Origin of the sequence: uncultured Chloroflexus sp. (assembly GCF_938091255.1) — a bacterium.
Lineage (GTDB): Bacteria > Chloroflexota > Chloroflexia > Chloroflexales > Chloroflexaceae > Chloroflexus.
The window spans coordinates 14,863-37,241 of sequence record NZ_CALLJH010000005.1 but is presented as its reverse complement, the minus strand read 5'-3'; the positions used below and the strand labels follow the sequence as shown (position 1 = coordinate 37,241).

At 57.0% G+C, this 22,379-nt stretch carries 20 protein-coding genes and 1 pseudogene; 10 read left to right on the top strand and 11 right to left on the bottom strand.

The features are described from left to right. Positions 1–242: 242 nt before the first annotated feature. On the top strand, positions 243–1,286 hold the full coding sequence (locus tag Q1A00_RS02320) for a WD40 repeat domain-containing protein (RefSeq protein ID WP_298406794.1): 1,044 nt from the start codon (positions 243–245) through the stop codon (positions 1,284–1,286). A 125-nt stretch (positions 1,287–1,411) separates the two neighbouring features. Next, entirely contained in the window at positions 1,412–2,461 is a 1,050-nt protein-coding gene (locus Q1A00_RS02315; protein ID WP_298406797.1) for a hypothetical protein, read from the top strand. A gap of 450 nt (positions 2,462–2,911) precedes the next feature. On the opposite strand, the gene Q1A00_RS02310 is transcribed toward Q1A00_RS02315, so the two are convergent. From Q1A00_RS02310 to Q1A00_RS02275, 8 genes and pseudogenes are all read right to left on the bottom strand, one after another. Continuing rightward, positions 2,912–3,100 carry a PmeII family type II restriction endonuclease gene (locus Q1A00_RS02310; RefSeq protein WP_299755093.1) on the bottom strand — a complete coding sequence of 63 codons (189 nt, stop codon included), beginning with the start codon at positions 3,098–3,100 and terminating at the stop codon, positions 2,912–2,914. Between the two features lie 34 nt (positions 3,101–3,134). Then, positions 3,135–3,308, bottom strand: a pseudogene (locus Q1A00_RS02305) (site-specific DNA-methyltransferase); the annotation flags it as partial. Between the two features lie 67 nt (positions 3,309–3,375). Then, positions 3,376–4,410, bottom strand: coding sequence for an L-threonylcarbamoyladenylate synthase (locus tag Q1A00_RS02300; protein WP_299755062.1), 1,035 nt, complete (start codon positions 4,408–4,410; stop codon positions 3,376–3,378). Between the two features lie 423 nt (positions 4,411–4,833). Next, the gene (gene ppc / locus Q1A00_RS02295; protein ID WP_299755090.1) at positions 4,834–7,635 is read right to left on the bottom strand and encodes a phosphoenolpyruvate carboxylase; all 2,802 of its coding nucleotides are present in this window, start codon (positions 7,633–7,635) and stop codon (positions 4,834–4,836) included. A gap of 12 nt (positions 7,636–7,647) precedes the next feature. Beyond that, positions 7,648–8,277, bottom strand: a complete 630-nt coding sequence (locus Q1A00_RS02290) for a histidine phosphatase family protein (protein WP_298402682.1) — start codon at positions 8,275–8,277, stop codon at positions 7,648–7,650. A gap of 106 nt (positions 8,278–8,383) precedes the next feature. Beyond that, entirely contained in the window at positions 8,384–9,523 is a 1,140-nt protein-coding gene (locus Q1A00_RS02285; protein WP_298402683.1) for an acyl-CoA dehydrogenase, read from the bottom strand. A 45-nt stretch (positions 9,524–9,568) separates the two neighbouring features. Continuing rightward, on the bottom strand, positions 9,569–10,357 hold the full coding sequence (locus Q1A00_RS02280; RefSeq protein ID WP_298402685.1) for an alpha/beta hydrolase: 789 nt from the start codon (positions 10,355–10,357) through the stop codon (positions 9,569–9,571). Beyond that, positions 10,357–10,638 carry a 4a-hydroxytetrahydrobiopterin dehydratase gene (locus Q1A00_RS02275; protein WP_298482880.1) on the bottom strand — a complete coding sequence of 94 codons (282 nt, stop codon included), beginning with the start codon at positions 10,636–10,638 and terminating at the stop codon, positions 10,357–10,359. The genes Q1A00_RS02280 and Q1A00_RS02275 overlap by 1 nt, the downstream gene beginning before the upstream one ends. Positions 10,639–10,843: 205 nt before the next feature. On the opposite strand from Q1A00_RS02275, the gene Q1A00_RS02270 reads away from it, so the two are divergent. The 6 genes from Q1A00_RS02270 to Q1A00_RS02245 all read left to right on the top strand — a co-directional run bounded on the left by Q1A00_RS02270 (position 10,844) and on the right by Q1A00_RS02245 (position 16,201). Further along, positions 10,844–11,209, top strand: coding sequence for a hypothetical protein (locus Q1A00_RS02270; RefSeq protein ID WP_299755057.1), 366 nt, complete (start codon positions 10,844–10,846; stop codon positions 11,207–11,209). Then, positions 11,210–11,455 (top strand): hypothetical protein, encoded by a 246-nt coding sequence (locus Q1A00_RS02265; protein WP_299755054.1) that lies wholly within the window; start codon positions 11,210–11,212, stop codon positions 11,453–11,455. It begins immediately after the preceding gene. 128 nt (positions 11,456–11,583) lie between these two features. Beyond that, positions 11,584–12,270 carry a response regulator transcription factor gene (locus Q1A00_RS02260; protein WP_298402691.1) on the top strand — a complete coding sequence of 229 codons (687 nt, stop codon included), beginning with the start codon at positions 11,584–11,586 and terminating at the stop codon, positions 12,268–12,270. After that, entirely contained in the window at positions 12,267–13,643 is a 1,377-nt protein-coding gene (locus Q1A00_RS02255) for an ATP-binding protein (protein WP_298402693.1), read from the top strand. The genes Q1A00_RS02260 and Q1A00_RS02255 overlap by 4 nt, the downstream gene beginning before the upstream one ends. A gap of 556 nt (positions 13,644–14,199) precedes the next feature. Then, positions 14,200–14,499 (top strand): hypothetical protein, encoded by a 300-nt coding sequence (locus tag Q1A00_RS02250; RefSeq protein ID WP_299755050.1) that lies wholly within the window; start codon positions 14,200–14,202, stop codon positions 14,497–14,499. 361 nt (positions 14,500–14,860) lie between these two features. After that, positions 14,861–16,201, top strand: a complete 1,341-nt coding sequence (locus Q1A00_RS02245; RefSeq protein WP_298402697.1) for an MFS transporter — start codon at positions 14,861–14,863, stop codon at positions 16,199–16,201. A gap of 42 nt (positions 16,202–16,243) precedes the next feature. Here the strand turns inward: Q1A00_RS02245 and Q1A00_RS02240 are convergent, their stop codons facing one another. Continuing rightward, positions 16,244–16,522 carry a hypothetical protein gene (locus Q1A00_RS02240; protein WP_298402700.1) on the bottom strand — a complete coding sequence of 93 codons (279 nt, stop codon included), beginning with the start codon at positions 16,520–16,522 and terminating at the stop codon, positions 16,244–16,246. Positions 16,523–16,530: 8 nt separating this feature from the next. Then, a complete protein-coding gene (locus Q1A00_RS02235; protein ID WP_298402701.1) occupies positions 16,531–19,650 on the bottom strand; it encodes a histidine kinase N-terminal 7TM domain-containing protein in 3,120 nt (1,039 codons plus the stop codon). 291 nt (positions 19,651–19,941) lie between these two features. Between Q1A00_RS02235 and Q1A00_RS02230 the strand changes: the two genes are divergently transcribed. Both Q1A00_RS02230 and Q1A00_RS02225 read left to right on the top strand, forming a co-directional pair. Continuing rightward, on the top strand, positions 19,942–20,478 hold the full coding sequence (locus Q1A00_RS02230; RefSeq protein ID WP_298402702.1) for an OsmC family protein: 537 nt from the start codon (positions 19,942–19,944) through the stop codon (positions 20,476–20,478). An 89-nt stretch (positions 20,479–20,567) separates the two neighbouring features. Then, positions 20,568–21,395, top strand: a complete 828-nt coding sequence (locus Q1A00_RS02225; RefSeq protein WP_298402703.1) for a cyclase family protein — start codon at positions 20,568–20,570, stop codon at positions 21,393–21,395. Between the two features lie 19 nt (positions 21,396–21,414). Here Q1A00_RS02225 and Q1A00_RS02220 read toward each other — a convergent pair whose 3' ends face one another. Beyond that, on the bottom strand, positions 21,415–22,356 hold the full coding sequence (locus Q1A00_RS02220) for a prenyltransferase (RefSeq protein ID WP_298402704.1): 942 nt from the start codon (positions 22,354–22,356) through the stop codon (positions 21,415–21,417). Between the last annotated feature and the right edge of the window lie 23 nt (positions 22,357–22,379).

Here is a 22,379-nt window from a genome sequence, read left to right as displayed (position 1 = left end):
ACATTGTGCAAAGAAGCGCACAAAACTGCTCGATTCACCTAGCAAACGCCAAGCGTGTTATCAAACCTTATCACTAGTTGCTCATATCGTATCTGCATGGTTCGTGCTCTCGTGTTCACACGACGCTAAAACGGTGCGCAAAGTGATTGCGTTGAGGGTCCTCGTGCGTTCATAATAAAGGTATACGGTCATTTCGCGCCTAAGCTGCTGGGTGATTGGCGCATCAAGCGATTGGGGATCGGATGCAACGATCACTACGGTTTGGTTTAGCCGCCCTCGGGCTGGCACTCCTTTTCGGTCTTGCCATTGTGATGCTTTTCGTCTTCTGGCAATTGCTATCATCAGTCACTGATGAGCAGGCCGATACTCGCCAAACAATGGCAACGGTAACTGCGGTACCACCGGCACACATCTGGGAGTCCGGTGGGTATCTTTCGACGGTCTCTACGCCCGGTGGTCGGTTAGCGGTAGCAAGCAGTTATCAGACCATCACCCTCTGCTTTCCAGATCACCAACTGCTCACCTCTTTGCCTACCGGCGGCTATCTGGCCGTGCGTCCCGATAGTTCATTATTAGCGGTCGGGCAGTGTGGCGCTGTCAGGGATTTGACCAGCGGCAAAGTGTACGCGTACCTTGTTTGCTGGTTGCCGCCTGAAGAGTGGACAGAGATGTGGCTAGTGTTTTCGCCCGATGGTCACACCTCGGCCTTAACCAGAGCACACCCTGACGACGATCTCGAAGTTCAGCTTTGGAATGGAGCGAACCAGCGCCAACTATGGTCGGTGCGCAGCGACGATCCGGCCATCACGGTGGCGCGGCAACGAGCCTTCAGACCCTATGGCCGGTACATAGCCGTTACGACCTTACCAGAGGGGGGCTGGCTGATTGACGTGGAGCAGTCAGCAGTGGTGCGCAAGATTCAGCCGGAGCCGGCGGGCAGTCTTGCGTTTAGCCCTGACGGTTCCCGGCTCAGTGTGGGTGGCTGTACGATCCGAACCTATGATACAGCAACGTGGGAGATCGTTCACGAACAAACGTTTCCTATATCAGATGCGCAAACCGTGACCGAACCGTTGACCTTACCCAAGCCCTTCCTCATAGAAAGCAAGCTTGTTGCGATCAGCCCTGATGGGCAATGGCTAGCCGTGCCGGTTACTTATTCTGAGTCGGGATCTGACTTCTTCGTTGACCAAGATCCGCCACGGCAGCCGATTGCGCTGTGCCGGTTGGCTGATGCCAGCGGGTGTATCTCTCAAGCGGCAGCCAAAACCGGGTGCGGCACCTGATGGTTAGTCCTGAGGGGTAGTAGTTGGTGGACGTTGGGCAAAACGAGATACAGGCATAGCCGGTAGGAGAGAAGGGACTTGGATGGTATTGTGAGGATGCCCGTAGCTATAAGGAATACACTATAATGAGACGACGACTGATCTTAGCTGGCAGTGCCATAGCAGCACTGGTTGGGTTGGGCGGGTTAGCGTTGGTGATAATGATGTTCTGGTTTGAGCGGGAAGAGCAGCCGGCGTATGTTTGGCAGGTGGTTGCCCGATCAGCCGCCTTTTTGCCCGATGGCCGGTTGGCGATTGCGAACGACAGGCAGACCATGATAGTGAGCTTCCCCGACTATCAAACACTCCGTGAACTGCCCGCCGGTGGCTATGTGGCGTCTAGTCCTGATGGTTCGGTGCTGGCTATCGCGGTGCGCGGCACGGTCAAGCTCTTTGACCCGGATAGCGGCTCATTGATCGGGCAACTTGACTGCTGGCCGCCCGGTGAGCATACGTATCCAATGCACCTCGGTTTTTCGCCTGACGGGAGCATCCTCGCGGTAGCTGAATCGCACCACTCGCGCGGCCCGGAAGTGCAGCTTTGGGATGTGAGCCGCCAATCGCAGATTGGGACAATTCGATTTGATGATCCAGCGATCTCAATTGTTCAAGCGCTCGCGTTTACACCCACTGGGCATGTAGTTGTCTCAACACATTCGGAAGGGGTTTGGTTCGTAGATGTTGCCCAGCAAGCCGTTATCCGCAAAATCCAAAGCTGGCCGAGCAGTCACATTGCTGTTAGCCCTGACAGCTCGCGGCTCAGTCTCAGTGAATTTACCCTCGTCCGCACCTTTGATACCCGCACGTGGCAAGTTGTGCATGAACAACGATTTACGCAAGCACGGCCTATGCTAGATACATGGATGAGTCGATTAAAAAGTATGCCAGTAGCGATCAGTCCTGACGGGAACTGGCTAGCGACTCCCAACCGTGAGGAGCCATCCGACTCGTTTTCGCTGTTCGAGCCGGGGCCACCGCGGCAAACGATTGCCTTGCGCCGGTTGGCTGATGGCCAGCGGGTGAAGGTACTGAGCGGGTCGCCGATAAGATTACATGCTCTCTTGTTTAGCCCTGACAGTCAGTGGTTGATTGACGTTGGCCTCAGCGAGATTCGGGTCTGGCGGGTGGCAAAGTAAATAGTTTGATGTCATTGCGAGGGTGCGCCAGCGCCCGCAGCAATCCCCGCCTGAGCGAGAGGAATGGCTGCGTGGGATGCATCCTTGCTCGAAGGAGATTGCTTCGCCGCCCGCGGCTCGCAACGCCAGAGCCGAGCGCAGGGACAGCGCGCCGCTCTGCCCCTCCACTCGGCTCGCAATGACAAAGATAGGGAGTGACCTTAACGCTATTTATGCTTGGTATGTTCTCTTCCGTTCACGTATTGTTAATTGCGATGAGTTGAACTCTATCAACTTATCCCAATGAATTGCACCTTGCTCGTTACAGAAATCAGAAATAAACTCAGCAGTGAATGAATTAATAATCTCGGCATACGCTTGCTGAAATGTTGCATTACGCTCCCGCGCTTCAAATCCAAGCGGTTCGATGATTTGCTTGTACAGTTCCTGCTCACCATTTGAAATAAATGTTTAGAAGGCTTGGCCGCAGAGTTTCCAGTAGTCACCTTTATTTGGATTGGCATCTTGGCCATAACAGCAACCGTTAATAGCAACTACCTCGATACCGTGTAGTTGGTGGATCGGATCGGCTGCTTCGCGGAAGTTCTCGCGCATTTTGCGAATTTGATCGGCATTGCCCCAATGAGGGCCTGACTTAATCGAAACAATGTAGTAGACACCTTCCTTGCTAAATTATCGGCAGAAACCACTCAACATATGCTTCAGGAGCAATGCCGCCATACATATGCTTGCGCCGATCGGCATACGGCGGTGAAGTGAAAATGAGATCGACCGAATTGAATGGCAGGGTTCGTAGCACCTCTCGGCAATCGCCAAGGATAAGTTGTACAACATGTGGTGATTTCATAGGGGGAACTCATCCTACTCCAACAATCGAACATCGTTGCAGATCGTGCTACATTGCCCGACTCTCGTCAAACCTCCACCACCCGCGCTGCGGCTCGCCGTAGGCGGTCGCGGAGGGCGCGACCAAGGCCGGCATCATCGAGATCGCGGGTCAGCATGCGATCAGGCTGGCGGGCGTCGAGATCGCGGAGAGCGGCGTAGAGGCGGTGGGCCATCGTGGCCGGATCGTTGGCTGGACCGAGCGATTCGATCTCGACCGGGAGATCACGGACGAGGGCCAGATCGTCATCAGGCAAGAGCACCCCTACCCGCAAACCGGCGTGCAGTGCTGCTTCCGCTTCGGCCCGCAGGCGGGCGAGGGCTGCTGCCGGTGGGCCGCTAAACAGCCATAATTCGTGGTCAGGTGCGTAGTGCCGGTCGAGCAGGCCGGGTGAAGCAAGGCCGTGCTGTTCGGCTATGGTGGGGCGGGTGCGCACCTGTACTAGCCCGATCACTGCTTCTAGCGCTTCGAGGCTGATTCCACCGGGCCGCAGCAAGGTGGGTGGCGTGGTGGTGCAATCGAGCACGGTCGACTCGATTCCGATTGGGGTTGCGCCGCCATCAATCACGGCGGCAATCCGGCCTGCGAGATCGGCCAGCACGTGGCCGGCGGTGGTGGGACTGGTGTGGCCGAAGCGGTTGGCGCTTGGCGCGGCCACTGGCACGCCGGCGGCGACCAGTAGCGCATGTGCTACCGGATGGGCCGGCACGCGCACCGCCACTGTCTCACGCCCGGCAGTTACAGCAAGTGGTACGCGCGGATGGCGCGGCAAGATGAGCGTCAGCGGGCCGGGCCAGAAGACGGCCGCCAGTTGGGTTGCTAGCGGCAGTGTTGCGGCGACCACGATCGGTAGGTCGCTGGCATAGGCGAGATGCACGATCAGCGGATCGCTAGCCGGGCGACCTTTGGCGGCAAAGATTGCTGCAACCGCTGTCTCGTCGAGCGCGTTGGCACCTAAACCGTAGACGGTCTCGGTTGGGAAGGCAACGAGTTCGCCGCGCCGGAGTAATTCGGCAGCGCGTGCAATCGCCGCCGGGGATGTGTCAAGCCGTTGGGTATGCATCAATTTGTTGTCGTCATTAAGGCGTACTGCAGAGGGTTGTCATCTAGTATTGTACTCTACGATCTAGATAGAGATTTACCGCAGAGGGCGCGGAGGACGCAAAGGGTGGGTTCAAGCATCTGTACCAATCCGTTATCCTCGTGTTTATCCGTACCTAGGTTGCAGAAAGTGGGAGATTGCTGCGGGCGCTTCACGCCCTCACAATGACATGCTGGCCGGTCATTGCAAGCCACACAGGGTGCGGCGACGCGATCCCCCGCGAGCACGGCTTGCATCCACGTAGGTACGACTCTCGCTCAAGCAAGAGATTGCCTCGGTCGGGCGGCCTCCGGCACGGCTGAACGCCGCTGCTCTCTTGCAATGACAAGGAGTGCTGCCCTCTCACAACGACCTGCGAATGCGCTGTTCATCCTTCTGCCATCCTCACCCCGTATTCTTCAAACCGGCGGCAATGCCGTTGATCGACATCAGCAACACGGTTTCCAACTCACCCTGTGCTTCGGGTGGTGCTTCACGCAAACGGCGCAGCAATTCAATCTGAATGTAACTCAGCGGATCGATATATGGATTACGCTGGCGAATGGCACGTTGCAATACCGGCTGGTTGTCGAGCAGATCATTGTATTCGGTGATCTGGCAGATCATCCGCGCCGTGCGGTGAAATTCGCGCTCGATCTGCAAGAAGATACGTTCAGCGATCGCCTGATTGGGTACTAACTCGGCATAGCGGCGCGCAATGCCCAGATCGGCCTTGAGCATGATCATTTGGGCATTATCGAGCAGAGTAGTAAAAAACGGCCAGTGCCGGTACATTGCGCGCAGCAGATGGATGTGATTAGGATCGGCTTTGGCAAACTGTTCAAGCGCACTACCCAAGCCAAACCAGCCCGGAATCGTGTGACGGCTCTGCATCCAGCTAAAGACCCACGGAATCGCGCGCAAGTCTTCGATTCGGTCGCTCTTGCGGCGCGAGACGGGGCGCGAGCCGATGCGTAACCGGTTGAATTCGGCCACCGGCGTCGCATTGCGAAAATACGTCAGGAAGTCAGGGTCTTCGTAGACCAGCCGGCGATAAGCGGTGCGGGCTGTGGTTGCCATCTGTTCCATCGCAGCCAGCCATTCCGGTTCGGGCTGGCGGGCCATACCGGGAAAACTGGCGCGGAGCACGGCATTCACTACTTGTTCGAGATGGCGATGGGCCGTGCGCGGGTCGAGATACCGATCCGAGATCATCTCGCCCTGATCGGTCACTTTGATCTGGCCGTGGAGGGTGCCGGGGGGCTGGGCCAGAATCGCTTGGCCAGCCGGGCCGCCGCCGCGCCCGACCGCGCCGCCGCGTCCGTGGAAGAGGCGCAAGCGCGCGCCGTGACGTTCGGTCACGGCGGTCAACTCGACTTGCGCCCGGTAGAGCGCCCAATTGGCGGCGACAAAACCGCCTTCTTTGTTGCTATCGGAATAGCCGAGCATCACTTCTTGCAAATTGTCGCGTAGGGCTAGATGCTCGCGGTAGACCGGCAGTTGCAAAAGTTCATCGAGCAAAACTGGCGCGCGCTGCAAGTCATCACCGGTTTCAAACAGCGGCACAATGTTCAACTGGCTCTGCTGGCCGGGCTGGTAGAGGCCGGCATCGCGGCAAAGCAGCAACACCGCTAGCAGATCGCTCACTTGGCTAGTAGTGGACACGATGTAGGTCTGAAAGATTTCGGGATCGAGCTGTTCACTAATGGCTGCCATCACACGAAAGGTATACACGGTTTCGGCGGTTGCCGGGCTAAAGTGGCTCAGCCGACTGGGAGTAAGCGGGCGCGGGCGACGAATTTCGGTGCTCAATACGGCCACGCGCTCAGCTTCATCGAGCGCTTCGTAATTGGCGACCACGCCGGCGGCGGCCAAAATCTCGCTTAACGCGGCGGTATGGCGGCTGGCGTGCTGGCGCACATCGAGAGTCGCGGTGTGCAACCGGCACACGGCCACATTCGCGCGCACATCGCGCAACAAACCATCGGCGATCAGTTCGCCGCCGTGATTACGCAGGCTCGCATCGATCAGGTCAAGATCGGCTAGAAGCTCACGGCTATGATAATAGACGGTAGGCAAGCGTGGCGGCGGCGGGTCAGCACCCCACTGCGGGGTATGGTTGAGTGTGTAATGAAGCGTATGTTGCAGGCGGGCTTGGATGAAGTGGCACAACTGCCGGTACGGTTCGCAACGGTAATGCGGATTCAGGCTCGCTTCCGCATCGGGCATCAAATCACGATACTCGGCGATCCGGTCAATAATCGCTGTATCGACTTGCACCTGCTGCACCGACTGACTGAGATCGGTGATGAGGCGATCAATGCAGCCAATCAGGTAACGCAGCATCGCGCTCCGCATCAACCGCACCGTCTCGATCGTCACCTCCGGTGTCACGAAGGGGTTGCCGTCGCGATCGCCGCCCATCCAACTACCGAAACGTAGGAATGGCGGCAACTGCCACTGATGATCAGGGTACGCCTCAGCTAACGCCTCAGCCGTCTCGCGATAGATCTGCGGCAACAGATCCCAGAGCACGGTTTGGAAGTAGAATAAGCCATTCTCAACCTCATCGAGCACGGAAGGCCGGCGATGACGCACATCATCGCTCTGCCACAACCCAACGATCTCGCGCTCGATGCGGACGAGAGCGGCTTGGCGGTCGGACGGCAAGACCAATCGTTCACCAAAGGTCAAATCAATCAACGTATCGAAGATTCGGCGCAACTTGATCAAAATCGTGCGCCGGCGCGACTCGGTGGGGTGGGCAGTCAGCACTGGCATAATCAAGGCGTGGTCGAGCCATGCTTGGATGGCGTCGGCTGGCACGCCGTGGCGTTTGAGCAACCCGATCGCGTCGGCGATACTCTCGGTGCGGGGGGCCGGCGCGTTGCGTAAATCGCGCACGCGTAACGAACGGAGTCGCTCGACGCCTTCAGCTAAATTCACCAACCCAAAATAGAGGGTAAACGCCTTTACCAACCCCTGCAACTGGGGCAGGCTCAGATCGGCAATGAGTCGTGGCAAGGCTTGTGGATCGGTTTCATGCGGCGCATTGCGCAACTCTTTGGCCATGCGGCGCACCTGCTCGACTAAGGCCAGCGCCGCCGACCCTTGTTGGGCAGTGATGATACGGCCCAGCGCATCACCCAACGCGCGAATATTCGCCGACAACAGATCGTGTTCGGGAGAAGTGGTTCGTCCGCTCATCATGAACTCGCCTTACTCGCCGCCTTCCGCCACCAAATCTTCAAGGTGGGCGACATCGTTCATCCGCAACAGCCGCCAGCCACTTCGCCCGCGGACAATTTCGCTCAACGAGCCGTTGTCGAGCCACAGTTTACCGAAGTTTGCCAGATCCAGCCCGATGATATGGCAAAACAACGCCCGGATCGAGCCGCCATGCGACACGACGATGATAGTTTCACCGGATTGATGGGTAGCCTCGATCTGGCGAAACGCGCACAACACCCGTGCTTGCAATTGGGCATAGCTCTCGCCGCCGAGCCGCACGGTGCGCGCCGGGTCGCGGTCATACTCACGCATATGATCAGGGAAGCGCTGGTACAATTCGTCTGGCGTCAACCCTTCCCACAACCCGACATCAATCTCGCGCCAATCAGGCATCGCCACCGGGCGCAAGGCTAAATGTTCGCCAATAATCTCCGCCGTCTCCCATGCGCGGGGCAAGTCGCTGCTGTAGATCGCAACCGCCCCGCTGCGAGCCAGCCGGAAGGCTGCCCGACGGGCTTGCTCACGTCCGCGCTCGTTGAGCGGCACTGGCGCATGGCCCTGATATTGCAACGTTTGATTCCACGGCGTCTCGCCGTGGCGGACAAGGATGAGACGCATAGCTTCGTTTGAGACAACACAATAGCGCGAAGCCGTAAGCTGGTTCGGCTGAGAACGCGCCTACGTTTCGCGCCGTTGCGTTTGCTAGTCGGTGATTACAAGACGATCAGCGCACAATTTCGCGGCTAATGACGAGGCGCTGAATTTCGCTGGTGCCTTCGTAGATTTCGGTAATCTTCGCGTCGCGGAAGAAGCGTTCAACTGGATACTCCTTCGAGTAACCGTTAGAACCGTGCAATTGCACGGCTTTGGTCGCCACCCACATCGCCGTCTCTGAGGCGAAGAGCTTGGCCATCGAAGCGTCCTTGATAAAATCGAGGCCGTTATCTTTGCGCCACGCCGCTTCGTAGGTCAGCAGGCGAGCCGCCTTGATGCGAGTGGCCATATCGGCCAGCGTAAAGCCAACGGCCTGAAATTCGTGGATCGGCTTGCCGAACTGCTCGCGCACCTTGCTGTACTCGAGCGCCGCTTCATACGCACCCTGCGCAATACCGAGCGCCTGTGCTGCGATCCCAATTCGACCGGCGTTCAGGATCGTCATCGCGATCTTGAAGCCTTGGCCCTCTTCGCCAAGCCGTCGCCACGCCGGCAACCGGTAGTCGTCGTAGGCCATCTGGCAACTGTGCGCGCTACGGATGCCGAGTTTATTCTCAACCTTGACCACCCGGCAACCGGGGGCATGAGTGTCCACGAGGAAAGCAGTTATCCCCTTCACCCCTTTGCTCGGATCGGTCATCGCCATCAAAATGATCGTATCGGCGTGATCGCCGTTCGTTACCCAGTTCTTGACGCCGTTGATGATATAGTAATCGCCATCGCGCACGGCAGTGGTGCGTTGAGCCGCTGCATCTGAACCAGCACCCGGTTCGCTGAGCGAAAAAGCGCCAAGCATCCGCCCACTCGCCAGCGGCGTCAGCAGTTCGCGCTTCTGCTCTTCAGTGCCGAACTTCTCGATCCCGTAACAGACCAGCGAATTGTTGACAGAGGCAATCACGCCTAGCGAGGCATCGACCCGCGACAATTCCTCGATGACAATCGCATACGAGACATAATCCATGCCGGCGCCGCCATACTCTTCGCTGACAGCCACCCCCATCAGACCGAGTTCACCCATCTTGCGCACGAGGTCGGTAGGCCAAATCGCGTGTTCATCGCGTTCGGCCACTGTCGGCTTAGCCTCCTTCTCGACAAACTGGCGCACCATATCGCGGAGCATCTGCTGATCTTCGCTAAGCTGGAATTCCATGATCGCCTCCTCTGGATATTGAATTGGAGCTGGGCTATTTGTATTCTACGCGAGCGATTCTTCTTCGGCAAGCGCCTTGATCCACGAGCGCAAGAGCTGGCTCAATTGACTGGGAGTTTCCAGCATTGGCATGTGGCCGACATTGGTCAATAGGCGATGTTCGACCCCCAAACCGGTGGCTAATTCAGCGCCGAGTTTAGGTGGCGTCAATGTATCATCAGCTCCGGTCACAACCAGTGCCGGGCAGCAGATGGCGGCAAGCTGCGGACGAATATCAAACCCATCGCAGGCTTGCAGATCGGCCAGCAAGATGGCCGGATCGAGCGCGGTATATTCGGCGGCGGCTTCAGCGGCCAATGCCGGATCGGCTGTCGGGCTGAAGAGCTGGTTGACGAGCAGAGCGATAGCTTCTTGGCGGGCGACAGCATCACCGGCGAGGCCGGCCAGTATCGTTGGTGCAACGCGCAAACGAGCCGCACTGCCGATCAGACCTAAGCCAGCCACCATCTGCGGCGCGTCGACCGCAAGCTGCAACGCAATCGCGCCACCCATCGAATGGCCGAGCACAATCGCCGGCGGCAAGCCAAGAGCCGTATGCAGGGCACTAATCGCCTGCGCATAGTTGGTTATTGTAACTGGGTCGCCGGTAACGGGCGAGCGTCCGTGACCGGGCAGATCAACTGCGTAGACTTGCGCTACAGTTGCTAACGGTTCGATCACCAATCCCCAATGGCGTGAGCTGCCGCCAGCGCCGTGAATGCAGATCAGCGGCGGGCCGCTCTGGCCGCGCCGCATGACAAATAGATCACCGATGGTCGTCGTTACCAATGGCATCAGCCTAGTATCTCATCAATCGCGGATGCCAAAGCAAAATCTTTCTCGGTCAACCCGCCGGCATCGTGAGTGGTGAGTGCGATCCGCACTCGGTTGTAGCGAATGTCAATGTCGGGGTGGTGGCCAGCGGCTTCGGCCAAAAAGGCGACGTGCGTGACAAAGGCGATTGCGGCAGGGAAATTGGCAAGGCGGAAGGTGCGAACAATCTCGTTATTCTCAAGGCTCCAGTCGGGACGCTGGGCCAAATGCTCGCTAATCTCGGCTTCGCTCAGACGTGGCATAGCTGGAAATGCTCCTTTGCTTGCAGAAACTAGCCGTAAGCGGCAGCAACATACTGCCAGCATAAATATGATACCACAGAGCAGATGGCTCGATTTTTCGACAAGCCATCCGCGAACCCTCTACAAGTTCTCCATCATCGCTTGGTACAGTGAAGTTGAAAAAAGAAACCGGTGGTTTCCACCAAAGTGATGAAGGAGGAATACAATGAAACGGGTACTTAGTTTGATAGCAGCGGCACTGGCTGGGGCCTTGGCAACGATGGTGGTGTTTATGACGATGGTGCCGGCGCTGGCACAGGGGCCGGTTGACCCAAAGGTAACACCGGTTCCGATTGGTGGTGCGTATGGTGCTGGGCAGGCGGCGCGGGGCGGTTGGATGCAGCAAGGGGTAGGTCGTGGTGGGTGGACGCAGCAAGGGGCACAGGTTGGTGGTCACGGCAATCAGTCTAGCTCGTTGGTCAGCACGGCAGCGGCGGCGCTGGGCATCACGCAGCAAGAGCTGATAGCACAGCTAATGGCGAATGGTGGCTCGATTGCCGATGCACTGAAAGCGGCTGGCATTGATCCATAGATGGTTGCCGATCAGTTTGTTGCTACGCGCGCCGAGCGCCTGAATGCAGCGGTTGCAGCCGGACGGATCACGCAAGCGCAGGCGGATGCGCAACTAGCAATTGCCAAATCGATGACCGTGGCGCGGCTAATGCAGCCCTTCACCCCGCTTGGCCCCGGCGGCATTCGCCCCGACAATGCGCCAGTGTCGCCAGCCCAAGTTGGTCCGCGAGGTGGCGGTAATCAATACGGGCGTAACGGACGGTAAACTTGCCAATGAATAACCGAACGGTAGAGCCGCACCGATGGGCGGCTCCTACCCATGGTACCGATGAATATCCCGTATCGTTCATTTCTTCATTCGTTGCCCATTAGGATACCACCAACGGAGGAGACATGCCCGCCATTCTGGTCGTTGACGACGATCCCGGCATTGTCAGGCTGGTGCGTTCGTATCTCGAGCAAGCCGGTTTCAAAGTGCAAAGCGCGTTTGATGGCGCGACGGCGCGGCGTCTGATTCGCACTGAACGGCCTGATCTGGTCGTGCTCGACCTGATGCTACCCGATGACGACGGCTTTGAGATTGCCCGCGCCTTGCGCAGCGATCCGGCGACGGCCAACCTACCGATCATTATGCTTACAGCGCGGGTTGATGACACCGACCGGATTGTCGGGTTGGAATTAGGAGCCGACGACTATATCGTCAAACCGTTCAATCCGCGGGAAGTCGTTGCGCGGGTGCGGGCGGTCTTGCGGCGGGCTGGCGGCGGCGCCGTGGTGCGCAACCGGATCGAGCTAGGTTGTCTCGTGCTCGATCTCGATGCCCATCAGGCATGGCTTGCCGGTCATGAACTCGAACTGACCCCGACCGAATTTGCTTTACTAAGCCTGTTTATGCGCTACCCCGGCCATGCCTTCACCCGTGCCGAATTGCTTGAGCAGGGCTTAGGCTATGCCGCTACCGGCCTTGAGCGCACGGTTGACAGTCACATCAAAAACCTGCGCAAGAAGCTGGACGCTGATCCAGCAGCGCCGGTGATCGAGACGGTCTACGGTGTCGGCTATCGCCTGCGAAACGTATGAATCGCCTTGTCGTCCAACTCAGCGCGGCCTTTGCCGCGATCATCCTGTTGATAACCATCATTCTAGCCGTGGCGATTGACCGGCTGGCCGATACGAGTTTTCGCCGGTATTTGGCCCAAAGCCAAATTGCCGAGAGCGGTCTGATAGACCGGCTTGCTATTTGGTACGCGCAGCACGGCAGTTGGGATGGTGTCGAGCAGGTGTTATCCACCGGCGGAATGGGCATGGGGCACGGGCAAGGCGGCCCGCAACGACCGGCGCTGGCCTTGGCTAACACCGATGGCCGTGTCGTCGCCGATCCGCGCGGGATCGTTGGCGATACGCTGACCGCGTTGCAACGCCGCGAAGCGCTGCCGATCACTGTTGACCAGCGTGTGGCGGGATATCTGGTGGTGCAGGCTGCCACCAACCGGCTGCCCGGTGCAGCCTCTCAGTTCCTGCAACGATTGCGTGAAGTGATCTGGCTGGGAGGGGGAATCGTTGCCCTCGTCGGAATAATGATCGGTATCTTGATTGCCCGCCGGCTGACCCGGCCGTTACAGCATCTAGCGCAGGTGGCGGCTGCATTAGGACAGAGTAATCTCACGGCGCGCGCCATTGTGGAAGGCCCGATCGAAGTACGACGGGTAGCGGAAGCGTTCAACGAGATGGCATGTGAGCTTGCTGCTGCCAACCATCAGCGGCGGCAGATGGTCGCCGATATTGCCCACGAATTACGCACGCCACTTACGGTCATCCAAGGCAACCTACGCGCTATCCTCGATGATGTCTATCCGCTCACACGGGAAGAGATCGGCCAGATTTACGAAGCGACACTCGGCTTGCGCCGGTTAGTTGATGATCTGCGAGAGTTATCGTTGGCCGACACTGGTCAATTGACGTTGCATCGCCAACCGCTTGACCTCAACCAACTGCTGGGCCGCGAAGCCGAGCTGTTTCGCGAATTGGCGGCAGCGCAAGGGGTTGACCTGCTTGTTACGCCAGACCCTAGCTTGCCGGCGGTGCTGGCCGACAGCGAACGGATCGCGCAAGTGGTGCGGAATCTGCTCAGCAATGCTTTGCGCTATACACCAGCCGGCGGGAACATCACCATTGCCAGCGCAGCAGAACGCGACGGCGCATTGGTTAGCGTTCGCGACACCGGCAGCGGGATTGCGCCAGAAGATTTGCCGCACGTCTTTGAGCGATTTTATCGCGCTGACCGGGGTCGGGCGCGGGCGCACGGCGGCAGCGGTTTGGGTTTGGCGATCGCCGAGCGCATCATTGCCCTGCACGGCGGCCAGATCGGGGTTGAGAGCAAGCTTGACAAGGGAACACGGTTTTGGTTCTGGCTGCCGGCGGCAGAAGTGGCGGCGAGTCGCGAGCAGATGTAGCCTGTGTTAGGTATGCGAGTAGTAATAGGAAATGTCTGACCAGTGCCGGTTTGCCTTTCATCGTCGTACACTGCTTGCCTGAGACGGGACATGAGCTGACGTAACAAGCGTTGTGAACGACTTGCCGAAATGCACGCTAGAGGATCTCTCTTTATAAGAGATGAGTTCAGCGTAGTACGCTCGGCATATATTGTGGTGTCATTGATATCCTTATCATATATGTACTTGGTTTGATCTTTCCTTACTATAAAATCATTTCTATCTTTAGAAAAATATCATTTCTAAATTACTAGCATTGCTCGTACAGAGTTGATATAATTATGACAAAAACTTTTATCAATTCGACAGGTAAGCCTGATAGGTCTCGGATGCCAATTCATGCTAGAACTGCGATCTATTCGTGTACGTCTTAGCCTGTTCTGATCGCTTGTTGTTACGCAATGGTTACGGGACGCTTATAAAATCTGCATACATCGACGATCACAGTTCATCTGCGTCATCAAACGTTCTCTTGATAAGGCGATCATCGTCAATCTACTGAAGGAGAACAACGCTGATGCATACGTCTCGTAGTATTCTTAATGGGCTTACGCCAGAACTCCAATCAGAAGTGCAGGATGTTGCCGAGCGGTTACGACACGTACCACCGCGTTTGCGCAAGATTGCACAATATATCTGGTACGTGCCAAAAGAGATCGCCAAGAAGATAGACCTGAGCGAAGCAACGGTGCGCACGTACATTAATGACCTGTACCATCAGCTTGGTCTGAAAGACAATCGGAAAACGTATCACCTCGATCGCACTATCATTGTGGCATTGGCAATGATGGTGTATATGTCGAAGTATGATGAGTAACCCTTTCAAAACTAGCCACTGGTGTATGTGCAAGCAGACTAGGATCCACCATCATTTGCTACGGCTGCACCGATAGTATCCCGTTCCGGTTGGGGCATGCCTCGCCCCAACCGATCTAACCCACTTGTCTCATTGTACATTCCCAATTGTACGGCTCCTCGGCATCCATTGCGTTGCCATGCTCGTCTTATCCTATTGCCGGGTTTTGCAGCGGTAAGCATATCGTTGCGTTGCTCACCAATTTGCCGTGGTACAATATTTTTGTTCAGCGTAGCTTTGGAAAGTTCATATCCCCGTTCTTCAAGGACGACACTAGTGGCGTAGTGTGTTCGACGCGAGGCCGTAAGGCAAAGGAGTATGCATGGCGACCGTGGCAGCCGTGACCGATAACCGGCGTGAACAGATCGGCTGGTACTTCTACGATTGGGCAAACTCGGCATTTTCCACCACTGTTGTAACGGTCTTTTTAGGGCCATACCTCACTGCAATTACCCGCAATGCAGCGGATGCGAATGGTCTTGTCTACCCGTTTGGCATTCCGGTTGCGGCAGGTTCGTTCTTCCCCTACGTGGTATCGCTCTCGGTGCTCTTGCAAGTCTTTTTTCTCCCCATCTTGGGCGCAATTGCCGACTATTCCAACGCGCGCAAGCAGATGCTGGCGATCTTTGCCTATATTGGCGCATTTGCTACGATGGGTCTCTACTTTCTCGATGGCGATCGGTATCTGCTTGGTGGAGCATTGTTCGTGATCGCCAATCTCTCTTTTGGCGCTTCGATTGTCTTCTACAATGCCTTCCTCCCCGACATCGCTTCTCCTGATCGGCGCGATGCGGTCTCGTCGCAGGGGTGGGCATTGGGCTATCTCGGCGGCGGGTTGCTGCTCGCAGCTAATCTGGTCTTCTTCCTCAACGCCGAATCACTGGGGGTTGAGAGTAGTATGGCGGTGCGAATTAGCCTTGCTTCGGCAGGCATGTGGTGGGCCATTTTTACCCTCATACCGATGCTCACGCTACGCAACCGCGGCGCAGTGCGGCGCTTACCCCCCGGTGAGCGCTATCTCACCGTTGGTTTTCGCCAATTGGCCCACACCTTCCGCCAGATGCGCAACTATCCGCAAACGCTGCTCTTTCTAGCGGCGTATCTACTCTATAACGACGGTATCCAAGCAGTGATTGCGCTGGCGGCTCAGTTTGGCGCTGAAGAGCTGGGGATCGGCGAGTCAACCCGTATCGCAACCATCTTGATGGTGCAGTTTGTAGCTTTTGTCGGTGCGCTCGCGTTTGGCGCACTGGCCACTCGGCTTGGTTCAAAGCGGGTGTTGTTAGGTAGTCTAATTATCTGGACCGCTGTTGTTGGCTATGCCTACGTGATGCCAGCCAATAGCGATATCCAGTTTATCGCGCTCGGTGCGGCGATTGCGTTGGTGCTCGGCGGAAGCCAAGCGATTAGCCGGTCGCTCTTCTCGTTGATGATCCCTGATGGGCAGGAAGCCGAGTACTTTAGCCTCTATGAAGTCGGCGAGCGCGGCACGAGCTGGTTGGCGCCACTGTTGTTCGGGGTGGCGTACCAGCTCACCGGCAGCTACCGGATTGCCATTGTTTCGCTGATCATCTTCTTCGTAAGCGGATTCATCCTGCTGCTGTTCGTCAATGTACGACGGGCAGCCGAAGAAGCGGGCAATCAGGCGCCGGCGCACGTGTAGAGCCGCATGGTCATGTGGCTCTACCCATGCGCTGCACCATAATCATTTTCGGCGGGATGATCCGGTGGTGCGACGGCGGCTACGTTGGCCGCGTTGCACCATGATTCGCCACGCCTCATCGGGATCAACACCGGAACGCAAGCGTTGATCACTTATCCGGTTGGCCTGCCGGTCGTTGAGTTCGGCAATCTCACGCATCAGTTCCTCGTCTTCGGGCGAGATGTTGACCTGTTCGCGCCAATAACGCCATGCGGCCAACCCGACTAGGCCAAGCAAAAGCGTGACAATGAGCGCGATCAAGAAACCGCCAATTTGCTCCATAGATCACCTCACGATGAGGGTTGATTGATCACTTGCCGGATCATTGCCATTAGTTGTTGGCGAGTAAATGGCTTTTGCAAGATGGGGTATGGCAGCATACGGTTATGTGGCAAGGCTTGCGGCGCATAGCCTGACATCAAGATAATGCGCAGATGCGGCAGTGAGGCTTGGAGCTGATTTGCTAAAGAGATGCCGTCAATCTGGGGTAACACAATGTCACTGATCACAACTTGCACGTCATTGCCGTGTTGTTGCGCGATTTGAAGCGCCTCTTGCGCATGTGATGCTTCTAATACGGTATAGCCGTGTTCGCGAAGCAGCCGGCTCGCCAGTTGCCGCACCTCAGCTTCATCTTCAACCAGCAGGATCGTCTCGTGACCGGTGACATCCGTTATCGGCTCAGGGCTAACCGTCTCCGGAGTCGCCGTTGGCTCTTCAGCTACGGCCGGGAGCGCGACGGTAAAGCAACTGCCGGCGTGGAGCTGGCTTTCCACCATAAGAAATCCGCCGTGTTGAGCAACGATCCCGCTACAGATTGCCAAGCCTAGCCCACTCCCTTTGCCCATTGGCTTCGTGGTAAAGTACGGCTCGAAGATATGCGGATAGATCGCCTCGTCAATCCCGATGCCTGTATCACTTACCGCGAGCAGCACATACTTGCCGGCCTGCGCTTGGCTAAAGGGGGGTATCTCGCCAGTACTGAAATATTGCACTGCCGTGCGAATCGTCAATTCACCGCCATGTGGCATTGCGTCACGGGCATTGACAACGAGATTAATCAGCACTTGTTCAAACTGGTGTGGATCAATCATCACCCGATCGATTGGTTCGCTCAATTCTAACTTCAAGCGAATTTGCTCACCGATCAGTCGCCGCATCATGTTCATCGTGTCATTGATCTGGTGATTGATACTGATCAACCGTGGCTGGCCGGTTTGGCGACGAGCAAACGCTAACAATTGGCGCACAAGCTCGCTGGCGCGGCTCGTACTCTGGCGAATCGACTCGAGTTCGGGATAGATGGGGTGATCTGGTTCTACTTCGAGCAAGGCTAACTCAATGTTACCGGTGATGACAGTCAGAATATTGTTGAAATCGTGCGCAATACCACCGGCCAATTGCCCAATTGCCTCCATCTTTTGGGCTTGTAAGAGTTGGGCTTGTAATTTCGCTTGCTGTTGTTCGGCTTGCTTCCGTTCAGCAATTTCGCGCTGCGCAGCAGTGTAAAGGTTTGAGTTGTCGAGCACCAGCGCCGCGAGTTGCGTGAGCAGCATCGCATGCTGGATCTCATCGATTGTGAATGGTGAGCCGTGCTGATCGCGGGCCATTCCGATCACGCCAAGGCATTCGTCGCCAACAATAATTGGCAAGGTCATTGCCGGGCCAAAATTGAACTGCTCGTAATCAGGCGTATGTTCCGGCCATGCTGTGTAATTAAGCACGAGCGCGGGCTGACGATCACGAAACGCACGCCATGAGAGGGGAGCAGTGGTCGGTGTTTCACGTCGCATGACTTGGCTTGGCAGCGATGGTGTACAGGCGCGCACCACTAATGTGTTCTCATCTTCAGCCAGCAGCAATTCGGTATAGCTCACATTGAGCACCCGATAAGCGCTATCGGTAATCGCCTGCAAGAGATCACTCATCTCGCGCCGGTTGAGCCAGTCAAGTGTCAACCGGTGCAGTGCAGCTAGTTGATCTCGTTGGCGGCGCAGATTGTCACTAGCGAGACGGATCTCGGTAATATCCACATCCATGCGGACAATATCGCTCACCTGCCCATGGGCAAAGAGGGGAAACATCGCCGAATAGAGCCAACGCACCGCGCCGGTTTTGGTGTGAGTCTGCCACGTGCGTGGCGGCGGGGCTTGGCCGTTCGTCCAAATCTGTTCGATTTGGTGCTCGAATTCGGCGACCTCATCACCGTTGAGAATGAGGTCTTGCAAGCGCCGGCCGCACGCTTCTGCCGCCGTGTAGCCATAAAACTGTTCACAGACCCGGTTCCATTCTAGCACAACACCGCGGCGATCAAACCGCTGAATGGCGACCAGCGGCGTTCGTTCGATCATATCGGTGAAGCGCTGCAATGCCTCTTGCAACCGTTGTTCGACTCGTTTGCGCTCGGTAATTTCGCGAAATACAAAGATCCGGCCACTAAACTGGCTATTCCGATCAAAAAGTGGATCGATTGTAATATCAAAGAATCGATCAGGGTGTGCAGGACAATTGAGTTCGATCCGTACTGGGTTATGTGATTGGGCGGCTTTGACTAAGGCCGGCCAATCGAGCGTTTCGGCTAAGGGGGTATTGACTTGCGCTACATGACCGAACAGTCGTTGGGCTGCCGGGTTGAGGTCGATAATCCTACCGGTTTGATCAGTCACAATCATGGCATCGGCCATTGCTTCAATCAAGCGATCGCGGGCAACCGGCACAAGGTGGAGGAATCGATAACGGTACAACCCGGTAATAATAAACGGTGCTGAGAGCAAAAATGAAACTGGAGTAGTATCAACACCCAAGGTAACTTGGCTTAAGTATGACCAGTTAGACAGAAAAGGGAAGAGAAAGCCTAGCCCGATAAGGACGGCTTGCCGCCGAAAGAGTGGCGATGTTTGCCAGAAGGCGCCGGTAATGAGGGCTAATCCGGCGGTGAGACAGATATACGAATAGCCAATATGCACCCAAAACCACCGTCCGGGAAGGATTTCGAGGTATGGAGAATTATCATAGAGGATCAGACGGACTTCGTGAAAGAACAGGCGATGCTCGTGATTGGTAAACGCGATGATCAAGGTGAGCAGTGGGAAAGCGAAGAGCAGCCAACGCGCCCGCGAACGGCTCCATGGCTGAAAATCGAGATACGCAAAGGTGAACAGGAGCCAACTAGACGGCAATAGAACAATGCCAACCTGCTGGGCAAGCCGCCAGAAAAGCTTGCCCTCCAGCGTTGTCGCGCTTAACTCTAGCGCATCAGCGCCGGCCCATATCACAATGGCGGCGAGCATCAAGAGAAATTCGTATCCGCCAGCGACACTGCGACGTGGCCAAAGATAGATCGCGACGCCGATGGCAATCAGGCAGACCAGCCAAAGGAGACCCGTGGTGATCGTGGCGTTGAGCAGCATCTGTCATCTCCCAGTGCGTCTAAGGTAGTGGCTGGGTGTCTGACGCACCATTATTGCATTGATATTGTAGCCGAAATGGTGAACCGAGAATCGCTGCTTGACAGGAACATAGAGGGGATGGATAATAACTGAAATTTCCATCGTATCTGGTGTAACACATCCTTTCCGGGCTGTGGCGGACAGGAAGTCGCCGCCTATTGCGTGCAGCAGTGTCATTGCTGCACTTGACCCCATACTATATCGTATCTGCTTCTATCGCTGAGAGCAACGTCATTATCAAAGGGAGGCGCTATGGCTCCGATCTGGAGTTTACGCGAGTTTTTAGCCCGCAAGCGACAGGCGCTGGCTGCCTTCCGCGCGCGCTTGCGCGAGCAGCCGCCGGCCCCGGTGCCGCTGCGCGCAACGGTAACTGTGGCAGCCGGCACCGGTCTACGCCCGGTGCGGGTGCGTGATCATACAGTGCTGAGCGATTCAGGTCCCGCACTCGGTGGTTACGATCTAGGGCCAAACGCGCCTGAATTACTGCTGGCAGCAATGGCGAGTTGCATCGCGCATTCGGCGCTGGCCATTGCTGCCGATCGTGAGCTGGCGCTCGATGATCTACAGGTTGAGGTAACTGGCCAGATCGATTATCGCGGCGCAATGGCCGTGAGTGATGAAGCGCCGATTGTGCCGACCGATTTGCGCTATACGATTCGTTATCGCGGTGAGGTGAGCGATGCCGAGATGGCTGCGCTGCAAGCCGATCTGGAACGACTCTGCCCGGTGTTGCTGGCAGTGTTGCAACCGCAGGCCCTACGTGGGCAGGTTGAGCGGATAGGATCGTAAGCGTTCGCTTGCCATCGTGATCACCGCGGCAAGGCGTCTTGCCGGTCATAATAGTGTTGGTTCCGCGTTCAGAAAAGGAGAGTTGCCCGATGTGTCCGCCTCGGTTTATCGAATCGATCCAGTCACCGGAAATCAACCGCCGCAGCTTGCTTAAGTTTGGTCTAGGCGCAGCGGTGGCAGCGCTCGCCGCGCCGTTCGCTGCTGAGGCGGCGCCGGTATCACGCACCAGTTTTAGCAATGTGGCCGATTTGACCCACCTGCTCGGCACCCAGTTTCCGCTCTTCCCCGGTGCGGCGCCGTTCCAGATCACGCCGGTCGTATTTCATGACCGCGATGGCTACTACGGCAGCATTCTCAACTACTGGGAACATTCGGGCACTCACATGGATGCCCCGGTGCATTTTGCTCCCAATGGTCTCTTCGTCGATCAGATACCGGTGCAGGCGCTGGTAGTGCCGGCGGTAGTTATCAACATCACCGAACGGGCTGCGCGCGACCCTGATACCGTCGTCACCCCAGATGACATTCGGGCATGGGAGCGGCGCTATGGCCGGATTCCAACCAATGCAGCAGTGTTGATGGCGAGCGGTTGGGGGGCGCGGGCGCATTCGGTCGAGCTGTTCCGCAATGCTGATTCGAGCGGGGTGATGCACTTCCCCGGTTTTGGCAAGGACGCAGTCGATTTTCTACTCACCGAGCGGAGCATCAGTGGGATCGGAGTCGATACGCTGAGTCTTGATCACGGCCCTTCGACGACGTTTGCCGTGCATTACACATTATTGCCAACGAACCGCTGGGGCTTAGAGAATCTGGCGAACCTTGAGTCGATCCCGCCGAGCGGCGCAACGCTGGTGGTCGGCGCGCCGAAGATCGCCGCTGGTTCGGGCGGGCCGAGCCGAGTCTTTGCGTTGTGGTGATGTGATAGTGGGGCGCGTGTTATGCGCCCCACCCTTGTGTTACCCATTCAGTCGCCACAAACCCCAGCAACATCATCCCGGCACTGCCCACCAGTTGGCCAATACTCCAGAAACCTAATCCGTCCCATGCTGCCGGATCGGCCCATGCGCCGGAACGAAAGCGGATGATCAGCCATAAACCGATTGGTGCAGTTGTCAGCGGGGCGAGGGCTACGAGCCACGGCACCCCACCTAGCCCAAGCAGCGGTAAGCTGAGAAATGCCATGCCGATGGCGCCGATTTGCCATCGCACTGCCTGCTGTGGTCCGAACATCACAGCTAACGTGCGTTTACCTACCTTCCGATCACCGACGACATCAGGGAGACTAACGGCGATCAGCATGGCGAATTGGAGTAGGCAAAGCGGCAGGATCGTCAATAGTATGATCGGTTGCACCGTACCAGTTTGCAACACAAATCCGGTCAGCGCCGTCATCCCCGGCACCAACAGCGCACCGACAACTTCTCCCCAGCCGCGCCGGTGCAAATAGAGTGGCGGCCCGCTGTAGACCCATGCCAGCGCAATTGCCAATCCCAACATTCCGGCGCTCAGCGCCGGATTGGGCGAGTGCATCGCGCTGAGTACGGCCAAGCTCATAGCCAGCATACCCCAACCTAGCGCCGCTGCTAGCGCCGCTTGCGCCGGCAAGCGGCCTGCTGGCAAGACACGACTACCGCCCGACCAGCGGGTGGGTGTGGCATTGGCGACATCAGCATCGCGGTCGAAGTAATCATTGCTGTAGTGGTTCATCAATTGGGCGCTCAAAGCGGTAGCAAGGCCAAGCAACGCCAACCCGCCATCGCGGAGTGTTGAGCCGGCAGCGGCAACGCCGACGCCATAAAATATCGCGCCGCCGATCAGATGGAGCGGGCGGCCCAGTTTGATGAGATCAATGGTGTTGGCAAACCAGTTGGTGACCATAGGTTCTGAATATGGAGTGCGGC